The sequence below is a fragment of the Streptococcus sp. FDAARGOS_520 genome, from assembly GCF_003812685.1.
GTDB lineage: Bacteria > Bacillota > Bacilli > Lactobacillales > Streptococcaceae > Streptococcus > Streptococcus agalactiae.
On the sequence record NZ_CP033810.1, the window covers coordinates 1547942 to 1557279 of the forward strand.

Annotated in this window: 23 protein-coding genes, 1 tRNA gene and 1 pseudogene; 24 read left to right on the forward strand and 1 reads right to left on the reverse strand. The window is 35.4% G+C overall.

The features are described 5' to 3' along the window. Positions 1 to 18: 18 nt before the first annotated feature. Together EGX96_RS11120 and EGX96_RS11125 are read left to right on the forward strand one after the other, a co-directional pair. Complete coding sequence (locus EGX96_RS11120) at positions 19 to 156, forward strand: hypothetical protein (RefSeq protein WP_000627309.1); 138 nt, start codon at positions 19 to 21, stop codon at positions 154 to 156. Positions 157 to 282: 126 nt separating this feature from the next. Continuing rightward, positions 283 to 429, forward strand: a complete 147-nt coding sequence (locus tag EGX96_RS11125) for a hypothetical protein (protein WP_001867241.1) — start codon at positions 283 to 285, stop codon at positions 427 to 429. On the opposite strand, the gene EGX96_RS08290 is transcribed toward EGX96_RS11125, so the two are convergent. Then, on the reverse strand, positions 392 to 700 hold the full coding sequence (locus EGX96_RS08290; protein ID WP_001000651.1) for a hypothetical protein: 309 nt from the start codon (positions 698 to 700) through the stop codon (positions 392 to 394). The genes EGX96_RS11125 and EGX96_RS08290 overlap by 38 nt on opposite strands. 105 nt (positions 701 to 805) lie before the next feature. On the opposite strand from EGX96_RS08290, the gene EGX96_RS08295 reads away from it, so the two are divergent. The 22 genes and pseudogenes from EGX96_RS08295 (at position 806) to EGX96_RS08395 (ending at position 9135) form a co-directional block, all read left to right on the forward strand. Further along, a complete protein-coding gene (locus tag EGX96_RS08295) occupies positions 806 to 1036 on the forward strand; it encodes a hypothetical protein (protein WP_000879943.1) in 231 nt (76 codons plus the stop codon). 137 nt (positions 1037 to 1173) lie between these two features. Further along, on the forward strand, positions 1174 to 1398 hold the full coding sequence (locus EGX96_RS08300) for a hypothetical protein (protein ID WP_000431178.1): 225 nt from the start codon (positions 1174 to 1176) through the stop codon (positions 1396 to 1398). Positions 1399 to 1408: 10 nt separating this feature from the next. Next, a complete protein-coding gene (locus EGX96_RS08305; protein ID WP_000774716.1) occupies positions 1409 to 2269 on the forward strand; it encodes a phage replisome organizer N-terminal domain-containing protein in 861 nt (286 codons plus the stop codon). Continuing rightward, positions 2250 to 2483 (forward strand): hypothetical protein, encoded by a 234-nt coding sequence (locus EGX96_RS08310; protein WP_123957838.1) that lies wholly within the window; start codon positions 2250 to 2252, stop codon positions 2481 to 2483. Before EGX96_RS08305 ends, EGX96_RS08310 begins: the two co-directional genes overlap by 20 nt. After that, positions 2480 to 2620 (forward strand): hypothetical protein, encoded by a 141-nt coding sequence (locus tag EGX96_RS08315; RefSeq protein ID WP_000166038.1) that lies wholly within the window; start codon positions 2480 to 2482, stop codon positions 2618 to 2620. The genes EGX96_RS08310 and EGX96_RS08315 overlap by 4 nt, the downstream gene beginning before the upstream one ends. A 10-nt stretch (positions 2621 to 2630) precedes the next feature. Beyond that, positions 2631 to 2885 carry a hypothetical protein gene (locus tag EGX96_RS08320; RefSeq protein ID WP_000229417.1) on the forward strand — a complete coding sequence of 85 codons (255 nt, stop codon included), beginning with the start codon at positions 2631 to 2633 and terminating at the stop codon, positions 2883 to 2885. Positions 2886 to 2887: 2 nt separating this feature from the next. Then, complete coding sequence (locus tag EGX96_RS08325; RefSeq protein WP_001001351.1) at positions 2888 to 3049, forward strand: hypothetical protein; 162 nt, start codon at positions 2888 to 2890, stop codon at positions 3047 to 3049. Beyond that, entirely contained in the window at positions 3050 to 3532 is a 483-nt protein-coding gene (locus tag EGX96_RS08330; protein ID WP_000323862.1) for a siphovirus Gp157 family protein, read from the forward strand. Then, positions 3533 to 4207: an ERF family protein gene (locus tag EGX96_RS08335; protein WP_000063051.1), complete on the forward strand. Its 675-nt coding sequence runs from the start codon at positions 3533 to 3535 to the stop codon at positions 4205 to 4207. It begins immediately after the preceding gene. Then, on the forward strand, positions 4200 to 4616 hold the full coding sequence (ssb, locus tag EGX96_RS08340) for a single-stranded DNA-binding protein (protein ID WP_000609374.1): 417 nt from the start codon (positions 4200 to 4202) through the stop codon (positions 4614 to 4616). Before EGX96_RS08335 ends, ssb begins: the two co-directional genes overlap by 8 nt. Before the next feature lie 2 nt (positions 4617 to 4618). Continuing rightward, positions 4619 to 4819 carry a hypothetical protein gene (locus tag EGX96_RS08345; RefSeq protein WP_000165748.1) on the forward strand — a complete coding sequence of 67 codons (201 nt, stop codon included), beginning with the start codon at positions 4619 to 4621 and terminating at the stop codon, positions 4817 to 4819. Then, positions 4809 to 5297 (forward strand): RusA family crossover junction endodeoxyribonuclease, encoded by a 489-nt coding sequence (locus tag EGX96_RS08350; protein ID WP_001009815.1) that lies wholly within the window; start codon positions 4809 to 4811, stop codon positions 5295 to 5297. The genes EGX96_RS08345 and EGX96_RS08350 overlap by 11 nt, the downstream gene beginning before the upstream one ends. Then, positions 5278 to 5623: pseudogene (locus EGX96_RS08355) on the forward strand (hypothetical protein). Before EGX96_RS08350 ends, EGX96_RS08355 begins: the two are co-directional and overlap by 20 nt. Before the next feature lie 11 nt (positions 5624 to 5634). Beyond that, the gene (locus EGX96_RS08360) at positions 5635 to 5922 is read left to right on the forward strand and encodes a nucleotide modification associated domain-containing protein (protein WP_000130094.1); all 288 of its coding nucleotides are present in this window, start codon (positions 5635 to 5637) and stop codon (positions 5920 to 5922) included. Beyond that, on the forward strand, positions 5906 to 6313 hold the full coding sequence (locus EGX96_RS08365) for a YopX family protein (protein WP_000612386.1): 408 nt from the start codon (positions 5906 to 5908) through the stop codon (positions 6311 to 6313). The genes EGX96_RS08360 and EGX96_RS08365 overlap by 17 nt, the downstream gene beginning before the upstream one ends. Positions 6314 to 6436: 123 nt before the next feature. Beyond that, positions 6437 to 6580: a hypothetical protein gene (locus EGX96_RS11130; RefSeq protein ID WP_000564610.1), complete on the forward strand. Its 144-nt coding sequence runs from the start codon at positions 6437 to 6439 to the stop codon at positions 6578 to 6580. Then, entirely contained in the window at positions 6577 to 7101 is a 525-nt protein-coding gene (locus EGX96_RS08370; RefSeq protein WP_001019155.1) for a DUF1642 domain-containing protein, read from the forward strand. Before EGX96_RS11130 ends, EGX96_RS08370 begins: the two co-directional genes overlap by 4 nt. 19 nt (positions 7102 to 7120) lie before the next feature. After that, positions 7121 to 7420 carry a hypothetical protein gene (locus EGX96_RS08375; RefSeq protein ID WP_025194512.1) on the forward strand — a complete coding sequence of 100 codons (300 nt, stop codon included), beginning with the start codon at positions 7121 to 7123 and terminating at the stop codon, positions 7418 to 7420. A gap of 187 nt (positions 7421 to 7607) precedes the next feature. Further along, on the forward strand, positions 7608 to 7802 hold the full coding sequence (locus EGX96_RS08380) for a hypothetical protein (protein WP_000221696.1): 195 nt from the start codon (positions 7608 to 7610) through the stop codon (positions 7800 to 7802). Beyond that, positions 7799 to 8065, forward strand: coding sequence for a hypothetical protein (locus EGX96_RS08385; RefSeq protein ID WP_000660741.1), 267 nt, complete (start codon positions 7799 to 7801; stop codon positions 8063 to 8065). The genes EGX96_RS08380 and EGX96_RS08385 overlap by 4 nt, the downstream gene beginning before the upstream one ends. Positions 8066 to 8456: 391 nt before the next feature. After that, the gene (locus EGX96_RS08390; protein ID WP_000142570.1) at positions 8457 to 8891 is read left to right on the forward strand and encodes an ArpU family phage packaging/lysis transcriptional regulator; all 435 of its coding nucleotides are present in this window, start codon (positions 8457 to 8459) and stop codon (positions 8889 to 8891) included. A gap of 165 nt (positions 8892 to 9056) precedes the next feature. After that, a tRNA-OTHER gene (locus EGX96_RS08395) sits at positions 9057 to 9135 on the forward strand. Positions 9136 to 9338: the final 203 nt, after the last annotated feature.

The window sequence follows — 9338 nt, forward strand, 5'->3', positions numbered from 1 at the left end:
GGAAGAAATTTTAAGCAGTTGATCACTGAAAATATCTTAGAATTTTTAGGTTCTGACTATGGAAAAGGTTTCTTAACCGGCATAAAAATTGCCGTTGAGATTATTGCCAAACAAATACCGACACCTTCAGAAGAGGATATCGGTCATGATAGTTAATTTTTGCGCTGCTGTTCGAAAGCTTGTTTTAAATGAGTTGCCATCATTTGCTGAACAGCAAGAACGAAATCCATACTATGGAGCGTTCATACAAAATCAAAGTGTATATCACTAAGGAGAAAGAACATGATTACTATTTTAAAAGAAATAAACCAAACACTAAAAGAAATCCTAGCAGAATTAAAAGAACCTACTGTGGTAACAGTAGATTCTGAAAAGTTAAGTAATACGCTAACTACTGAACAGAAGATACGCCGATTATCTGGTCAATAAACAGAACAACAAATGGAAGGTTCAAAGTAGATTCTTTTGATGTTGACAAAGTAGCATCAACAAGCAACATAAATCTTTCGTTGTCATCTTTATTTTCTTTACGATATTCCAAGAATTCAAGGACATGAGCATACTTGGCTTTATCAGGATTTTCAGGTAATAAAGTTCCAGTGAATATTCCACTCGCTGTAATCACATTAAGCTTACAATTGCTTTTTTCCGAAAAAATAGCGACATCTGCAATAAGATTAGTTTTTAAAACGTCGTTCATTATAATCACCTCCTTTCGAGATGATTATACCACTAAAAAAGTCCGACGGGAATCGGACTCAAAACAAACTTAATTTACTTAATTATATCACAGAAAGGAAACAATATGCTAGCAAAACTTAAAAGCGGTATCGAAGTACCTTACGAAGAGCTTTGGCTTAATGATAACGACTTATCCGAATTTATTGGAAAGTCATTTGACCAAACGCAGCGATTACTAAGAAAGATGTACAAAGACAGAAATTATCGCAAATACATTGACAAGGTTGGCGGTCGTTCAACAAAAGTTAAAAAATTTGAAGAATGGAGAAAATTACAAAATGAAAAAATTATTTAACTTTATTTTCGCAAAACCAAAAAGAAGAAAGACCAAAATGGACAATTGAAACACATGTCTAAACGGGAAAGTGCTATATGACCTAGCAGACGTCAATAGATCTCTACGAACAAGTGGATCGAGAAAAGGAGTATGATATGGAAAATCCAATGACAGGAGTAGCAATACTAGCATTTATCGCTTTACTTGCATATCTCGGCAATCGCAATAGCAATCAAAAGACAATTACTAAGACTGTTGAGACGGTGTTAGATAACTACCAAGTTGTGCGAAAGGTTGAGAGACCAAAACGCACGGATTTTATAGAGTTACCTACCCCAGGATCATGCGGGAAAGTTTGGGGCAAGGATAGACCTTTTTAAGGAGTATTGAATGGCAGATAACAAAAAGTATTACTATCTAAAATTAAAAGAAAATTTTTTTGAAAGTGATGAAGCAATCATTTTAGAAAGTATGCCTGACGGCTATATCTATAGCAATATTTTGCTCAAGCTATACCTAAGAAGTTTAAAAAATGACGGTTTATTAATGTTTAACAACCTTATCCCTTACAACGCACAAATGCTTGCAACGATTACAAGACATCAGGTTGGCACTGTCGAAAAGGCTATTCAAATTTTTAGAGACCTACAACTAATTGAAATTCTTGATAATGGTGCTATATATATGACAAATATTCAAAATTTTGTCGGAAAATCAAGCACTGAGGCTGACAGGATACGAAAACTAAGAGCAAAAAATAACAGTGGTGTACAAATGTTGTACAAATGTACACCAGAGATAGAGATAGAGAAAGATAAAAAGATAGATATAAATATAGATAAAGAGTTAGAACTAGAACAAGATAAAGAAGATAGGTTTGTTGATGTTGTTGAAGCAAATCTTGGTAGAGGTCTTGTAAAGTTTGAGTTCGACATGATTAATGACTATCTCATTGGACAAAATGTCTCAAAGGATTTGTTTTTGGAAGCTGTTAAAGTAGCAGTTGCTAATAATGTCCGCAAATTTAATTACATCGCTCGCATTTTGGATAATTGGATTAATGATGGGATAAAGACTCCTGAACAAGCATATCAGGCTCAAAGAGACTTTAAAGCTAAAAAAGCTAACAAAACAATGCAATCACAATCCAACGTTCCTAGCTGGTCTAATCCAGACTACAAAGGACCAGATTTAAAAGAATTTGCACTAGGAAGCATAGACGATATAGAAGATGGATCAGGAGATTTTTAAATTTTTTAACAAACAAATCAAAAAAGATTTTGGTAAAACGGCGAGTAAAGAGACTTTTGCTAAGTTTGCTAGTTACTGCGCCGAAGGAATCGAAAAAAATGGAGTTAAGCCAATTTTTAATTGGATAAACCTATACGCTTTTGGAACCGGTATGACAACAGCAGAAGCAGACCGATTAAGAATAGAGCGATATAAACAGGAGAATACGTTATGACAAAACAACATAGAGAAACGCTTATCTGGTACCGAGCAAGTCATCAAGAGCGTGAGAAGCTGCTTGATTTTGGGCTAGTTGATAAATCACAGTACGTGACACTATTGCGGCAATTGCGCAAGAAATATGCGATTTAGGAAGGGATATATGGTTGAAATCAGAATTAACGGTGAGTCAATCACATTTGATAGCAATTTTAGGGATGCGCTTATATTTACGGTAGATCACCTAAAAAATTATGACGATCCTTCTTTGAGGCAGACTTACAACGAGTTTAAAGATTATACAGACGAGGACTTGATGGGATATATCAGCACAGAATTTGATGTAGACCCGGAAATGTTTGTTGATACTAATTCAGACAGCAGATGGAAAATTAAACAACGAATTTTAGAGGACTGACTGTGAACGAAGAAATATATGAGTCTAGTCGTTACTGGCAAAGTAGATACAGCGACTTGATGTCTGATTATCTTAAAGAAGCTGAAGAAAATATAGAGTTAAAGAAACAGTTGAAGAGATTAAAAGCCGAAAATTGGCAGCTGAAACACAGAAAGAGGAAATAAATGGCTTATTTATACGAGTTACAGGGTATTTATGCGCAATTATCAGCTATGGATCTTGATGATGAAACATTTCAAGACACTTTGGATAGCATCGATTTTCAATCAGATTTAGAGAATAATATTGAATATTTTGTAAAGATGTTAAAAAATACACAAGCTGATATTGAAATGTACAAAAACGAAAAAGAAACTTTTTACAAAAAGCAAAAGCAAGCAGAAGCCAAAGCGGAAAAATACAAAGATACAATTAGGCTAGCAATGGACTTAAGTCAAAAGAAAAAAGTTGATGCTGGAATGTTTAAAGTATCTTTGCGAAAAAGTAAGAAGGTTGAGGTTTTGGACGAAACAAAAATACCTTTTGAATACATGCAAGAAAAAGTTGAATACAAACCAAAAAAAGATGAAATCTCAAAAGTTTTAAAATCTGGAATTGATATATCTGGAGTTCAACTAATCGAAACAGAAAGTTTACAGGTGAAGTAGATGAGCATGACTTTTGCAGAATTGCAGACAAAAATGCAAATAACAAAAACAACAAAACAAGGCGTTAAATATACATTTCGCAATGCAGAAGATATTTTTACACACTTTAAAACACTAAATAGCGGGTGGGAGTTAACGGTATCTGACGAATTGGTGGAATTGATCGGCAGAATTTTTATCAAAGCAACAGCAACAGCTAGACTTGGTGATGAACAACACCAAGCGACAAGATATGCTGAGTTGGACAGTGTGCCTGTTTTAAATACTAAAGACTATAAAACAGGAGAACCTAAACAAATACAACAAATGCAAGTTCCGCAATGGACTGGTGCAGTGAGTTCGTACGCAGGTAAGTATGCCTTGCAAGGGCTGTTTGGAATTGGTGAGGAAGATGTAGATGCGATTGTTACAGAAGATACGCAACGCAAAGAACAAAAAACCTCCCGACCGACAACCTCTAAAACTCCTAAAATAAGCAATATCCAAGTCGAGACTTACAAGTCTGATTTAAATGATATTGCGAAAGCCACAAACCAAAACGTTGAAGAGTTAACAAAATGGCTAACCGATACTTTAAAAGTGGGGACACTGGAAAATTTGCATACGGAACACATTGTTTCGGCAGACGAATTAATCAATAAACTCAAAAAGAAAGCAGGACTAAAAAATGATTAATAATATTGTACTTGTAGGTCGCATGACCAAGGATGCCGAACTTCGTCACACGCCAAGTCAAGTAGCTGTAGCTACGTTTACACTTGCAGTTAACCGCAGATTCAAAGAGCAAAACGGAGAGCGAGAGACGGACTTCATTAATTGTGTTATCTGGCGACAATCTGCTGAAAATCTAGCAAACTGGGCTAAAAAAGGGACTTTAATCGGTATCACAGGGCACATTCAGACACGCAATTACGAAAATCAGCAAGGGCAACGTATCTATGTAACAGAAGTTGTTGCGGAAAATTTCCAATTATTAGAAAGTCGCAATAGCCAACAACAGACTAATCAAAGCGGCAATAGTTCTAATTCTCATTTTGGCAATGCCAACAAAATGGATATTTCAGATGATGACTTACCATTCTAAATATGACGAAGCCGCGGAAGCAAAGGATATATGCAATATATGACGACGACAAGTTTGTCGACGTTGGCACAAAAGAAGAGTTATCAGCACGGCTTGGTATCAAAAAAGCAACCATAGAACAGTACATGACTAAATCTTATCAAGCTAGACCTAGCTCAAAAAGAATCGCTATTTTTGTAGGAGTTGAAGAAATTGAATTTTAAAACAGAGTTTGAGATACCAGTAGAGCCAAAACCACAAACAAGACCAAAATTTAGCAAGTGGGGAACGTATGAAGACCCTAAAATGAAAAAGTGGAGAAAACAAGTCACTGGTTGGATTGAAAAAAACTATAATGGGCCATTTTTTGATAACTGTGTAAAAGTAGATGTCACGTTTTACATGAGAGCGCCACAAACGCTAATAAAAGAGCCTACGGCACGCTCAAAAAGTAAAACCGTACAAATATATCAAAAATTTATAAACGAGCTTATATGGCACGTAAAGAAGCCTGATATTGATAACCTAGTTAAAGCTGTTTTTGATAGTATTTCAGACGCGGGTTATGACAAAATACAAAAATCGGGGATTGTCTGGTCAGACGATAATATTGTATGTGACTTAAGAGCAACAAAAAAGTATAGTCCAAACCCTAGAATAAAAGTAAAAATTGAGGAAATAGATGAACGAACTAACGGATAAATTTTATAGTATCTTTGATAGCAGTATTTTGAGACGTGTCAAAGAGTTAAATCTAGATGATAAAACATCAGAACGCTTAAGACTAAATATCTCAAATAACAAGCGTAGAAATATACTGCCAAGGCCTTACGTAATCGAAGCATTTAAAGATTATTTTGATAAAGACACTTATGTACAGATGTATCTCAAATCATATCGTGAGTATCACGATCCAAATGACCATGAAACAGAACTTTTTTGTAAAACTAAAAAGAGCGCACAAAGATACTAAGTTAGAGCATTACAAGCAGACTAAACGTCTGATATATGCAGCTATGAGTTTTTAGAGGTATAACACATGACAGATAAAATTAACGCAGAAACTATGCAAGTAGCATATAACGAAAACTATCAAACATTTTTAGCCAAAAACGCAGATTACGGAAATTCTTTCGAGAAGTCTCTAAACGACTTCGGATACATCGCTGGTATCGTTCGTATAGGCGATAAATACAACAGACTATATAATCTTATAAGCAGCGACAAAAACGTCTCAGAAAGCCTGTCAGACACGTTAAACGACATGGCTAATTATTGCGTGATGTTAGCGGTTTGGTTGGAGGTTAAGGATGATACCAAAATTTAGAGTGTGGGATAAAGTAACGCAAGCTATGGGCGTGGTTGAAGCAATAGATTACGTCGATAACAAAATATACACCTTTTATCGGAAAGTTGTCCGTAGATATATCCCTTTCGAGGAAGCTGTGTTAATGCAATCAACAGGCCTAAAAGATAAAAACGGCATTGAGGTGTTTGATGGGGATATCGTTAAGTGTTGCAGACTTTTTAACGACTCTTTGTCTGAGTACGTAGGACAAGTAAAATTTGTAGATTTTGGTTGGAACATAGTTGATAAAGCAGATACACACGATCCATTTTACAACTACAAAGACGGGTGTCCAGACGAAATTCGGGAAATCGAAAATATCGGAAATATACACGAAAATCCAGAATTACTAGAAAGGTTAGAAGGATGATTGAAGAATAAGAAATACTTGACTGCATTACGCAGGACACAAAAGCAACTTAAACGTGCTAGTGATGATAGAGCTAGACAGACAAAACGGATTGCTGAGCTGACTGGAAATGGGGGATAGGGTATGATTGACGAAATTTTAAAAAGACTTAATAAAGAATTTGACAATGATCTGGATAACTACGGACAAGAAAGCTACGCTGGTTATATGGCTGCAATAGGTGTAGCAATTGAAATTGTTGAAGAAGTTAAGCGAGGTAGAAAATGAATATTGAAGAAGCGAAGAAATTGATAGACAAACAGTCTATTGGTAAAGGTGGTGTCGGCGACATTCCAGTAGTGAAAACACATATTGTAAAAGTATTACTCGACCAACTCATTCAACCAAAACCAGAAGTGCCACAGTTTGTGGCTGATTGGATTGAGGAACATAAAAAATCATTTTCGGATGCGTCTGCAATAGATATGTACGATAATCTCACCTCTGATAACCGAGGTGGCTATTATCATGATGTGTGGCTTTGGGCTATTGACCACCACAATGATTTTATTAGTGCTTGGATGCATGGCTACACAATCGAAAAAGAGAAGCTGTATACGGTTGAGATACCAAATCCGAATAGTGATTTAAAAATAATTTTAGTAAAGGTAAACAAGAAACTAAAATTAATTGAAGCATATGAAGATCAATTAGAGGAATACAAAAATATTAGAAACGTCACCGAATCCGAAATCCGCAAAGACTTTGACTGGGCTTGGCAGTTTAGAAAAGATGTAGAAAATGAATGAAAGAGAGTTAAATAAGATTATGAATTATGATAAAAATAAAAATGCTGCTAAAAAGAACTTTATTATACTTTTAGTTCTATTGCCGTTCGGCTTAGTATTATCTGGATTTGTTATTAAATACGGTTGGAATAATATTTTATTAACAATCGATGGTGTACCATCTATCAATTTACCGCAAGCTGTAGGAATTGATGTGTTAATTAGTTTTGTTATTGCTAAAAAAAATACGGATGAAGATTTTGCTACAGTGATTGCAAGAGCGTTTATTTCTCCGCTAGTCGTATTGTTATTGCTTTGGATAGTGACTTTGTTTATGTAATATCTTGAGGTAACAGAATGAATGAAGAATTAGGAGTGTTGGTAAATCCCAAACGTGCGTATTATGTAGGAAATAATCGGGACGGATTACCAGTATACACAGTCAACACCGAATATGCACACAAATGCACACGCAAAGAAGCAGAACAGTTTCCGCAGTTTAGATGGGTGAGTTTGGAGGAGTTGAGATGACATATTTAAAAAAATTATTTGAAGCCGTTAAATTTCTCAACTCTATGGAAAAACAGAACAAAAAAATAATGATTACTTTCCATAATAAAAAAGTTCATTTTTACGAGTTAGAAGAAATTACAGAGTCTTCGAGTGGTACTGTTGAAGCTAAAGCGAAAATGCTTAGTTTATGGGGAAAGATTAAATTATGAAAGAAAAAACAATTTTTATATCAAAAAAATATGCAAATGACTTTAACAATGACAAATATAATTTGTCCTCTGGCTATTATTTTAGAAGTGGTGAAAAACATGATATTGCTATTGTTAAATATGGTGAAAAAGATTATTTAAAAAATACTGATTTAGCATATGTTGTATGCGATAAGATCGTTGACGCAGACTCTATAAGCTTCGTTTATCATGGTGAATATGAAACTTGGCATTTTAAACTATTAAACACAGAAGCAAATTAAAGTCCCACGCAAGCGCCTAAGAGCCTGCAATGGCTCTGTGGGTCTACGAGCTGGAATACTCGTTAAACTTACCCTAGAAGCTTTCTGTAAGTATTCAGCTGCGTAGCGTGGAATAATCGTTACGTAGTTATAGAGCGAAATTTTTAGAAAGGGAAATATCCTCCGACATTTTTTTCATAAAAAATCTAAAGTCTGTTATCGCTCACAGATGATTATACAAGCACAAAGCTGAAAATATAGTGCTGACACAAAACTAAAAATTTAATACTCGACATTTAACAACACAAAAAAACAGTCAGCAGAAAAAGGAAAGGAGAACAATAAAAAAGCGCTCGTGAAAGCGCCATTCGGTATATATTCGTACAACTATTATATCATACGAGGAGCTTTCATGACGTTTTTTCCAGAAATTAATATACAAAAGACTAAATCAAACGCTAAGCGAAAACTAAGAGAGTATCCACGCTGGCGTAGGATCGCTAATGATGTAGATACTCAAAAAGTGACAGCCACTTATTCCTTTGAGCCTAGACAATCACACGGAACTCCTAGTAAGCCAGTTGAACGCTTAGCACTCAACCGTGTGTCAGCTGAACAAGAATTAGAAGCAATTGAGCAATCAGTTAGTATGATATTGGAGCCAGAAAAGCGTAGGATTTTGTATGACAAATACCTATCTCCTTACAAAAATGCAGATAAGGTTATTTATACAGAATTATGTATGTCAGAGAGTTTTTATTATGACACGCTAGATGCTGCATTATTAGCTTTTGCAGAGCTTTATAGGGAGGGTTCTTTGATTGTAGAGCAAGGAGTTTTTGACTAGTTTTTATACAGTAATACAATAGTTTATACATAAAAATATGTGTTAATATAGTATTATCAAAATAGCAAGAAGAGATAATCATTTACCAACAGGCTATTTATTTAGTCGTCAACTTTAACTACTATCGAACTTGCTATTTTGTAGCTAAAAGGCGAGATAGGGTGTTGAGACGTAGCTCAGTTGGGGGAGCGATATGACTATAAAGGGTCTGGAACGTACGCAGGTTCGAATCCTGCCGTCTCAATAGTGGTTATTTCAGCCACTAGAGCAATACAGCGGGCGTGGGACATGGAGCGGAGTTATAACCGTTTTTGTGTAGACCTTATGGTATTAATCACGTTCGATTCGTGATGGGTCTATAGGCTTACTTTAAAAATAAGCACTAGTATCTCTACGGGGACCTTTGCGCAAAGTAAGACTAAACCGTTGGAACATGAACCGTGATTG

What these genes read in the sequence shown, in the direction of transcription:
- EGX96_RS11125 (WP_001867241.1), top strand. Translation starts at nt 283, where the DNA reads ATGATTACTATTTTAAAAGAAATAAACCAAACACTAAAAGAAATCCTA.
- EGX96_RS08290 (WP_001000651.1), bottom strand. Translation starts at nt 700, where the DNA reads ATGAACGACGTTTTAAAAACTAATCTTATTGCAGATGTCGCTATTTTT.
- EGX96_RS08295 (WP_000879943.1), top strand. Translation starts at nt 806, where the DNA reads ATGCTAGCAAAACTTAAAAGCGGTATCGAAGTACCTTACGAAGAGCTT.
- EGX96_RS08300 (WP_000431178.1), top strand. Translation starts at nt 1,174, where the DNA reads ATGGAAAATCCAATGACAGGAGTAGCAATACTAGCATTTATCGCTTTA.
- EGX96_RS08305 (WP_000774716.1), top strand. Translation starts at nt 1,409, where the DNA reads ATGGCAGATAACAAAAAGTATTACTATCTAAAATTAAAAGAAAATTTT.
- EGX96_RS08310 (WP_123957838.1), top strand. Translation starts at nt 2,250, where the DNA reads ATGGATCAGGAGATTTTTAAATTTTTTAACAAACAAATCAAAAAAGAT.
- EGX96_RS08315 (WP_000166038.1), top strand. Translation starts at nt 2,480, where the DNA reads ATGACAAAACAACATAGAGAAACGCTTATCTGGTACCGAGCAAGTCAT.
- EGX96_RS08320 (WP_000229417.1), top strand. Translation starts at nt 2,631, where the DNA reads ATGGTTGAAATCAGAATTAACGGTGAGTCAATCACATTTGATAGCAAT.
- EGX96_RS08330 (WP_000323862.1), top strand. Translation starts at nt 3,050, where the DNA reads ATGGCTTATTTATACGAGTTACAGGGTATTTATGCGCAATTATCAGCT.
- EGX96_RS08335 (WP_000063051.1), top strand. Translation starts at nt 3,533, where the DNA reads ATGAGCATGACTTTTGCAGAATTGCAGACAAAAATGCAAATAACAAAA.
- ssb (WP_000609374.1), top strand. Translation starts at nt 4,200, where the DNA reads ATGATTAATAATATTGTACTTGTAGGTCGCATGACCAAGGATGCCGAA.
- EGX96_RS08345 (WP_000165748.1), top strand. Translation starts at nt 4,619, where the DNA reads ATGACGAAGCCGCGGAAGCAAAGGATATATGCAATATATGACGACGAC.
- EGX96_RS08360 (WP_000130094.1), top strand. Translation starts at nt 5,635, where the DNA reads ATGACAGATAAAATTAACGCAGAAACTATGCAAGTAGCATATAACGAA.
- EGX96_RS08365 (WP_000612386.1), top strand. Translation starts at nt 5,906, where the DNA reads ATGATACCAAAATTTAGAGTGTGGGATAAAGTAACGCAAGCTATGGGC.
- EGX96_RS11130 (WP_000564610.1), top strand. Translation starts at nt 6,437, where the DNA reads ATGATTGACGAAATTTTAAAAAGACTTAATAAAGAATTTGACAATGAT.
- EGX96_RS08370 (WP_001019155.1), top strand. Translation starts at nt 6,577, where the DNA reads ATGAATATTGAAGAAGCGAAGAAATTGATAGACAAACAGTCTATTGGT.
- EGX96_RS08375 (WP_025194512.1), top strand. Translation starts at nt 7,121, where the DNA reads ATGAATTATGATAAAAATAAAAATGCTGCTAAAAAGAACTTTATTATA.
- EGX96_RS08380 (WP_000221696.1), top strand. Translation starts at nt 7,608, where the DNA reads ATGACATATTTAAAAAAATTATTTGAAGCCGTTAAATTTCTCAACTCT.
- EGX96_RS08385 (WP_000660741.1), top strand. Translation starts at nt 7,799, where the DNA reads ATGAAAGAAAAAACAATTTTTATATCAAAAAAATATGCAAATGACTTT.
- EGX96_RS08390 (WP_000142570.1), top strand. Translation starts at nt 8,457, where the DNA reads ATGACGTTTTTTCCAGAAATTAATATACAAAAGACTAAATCAAACGCT.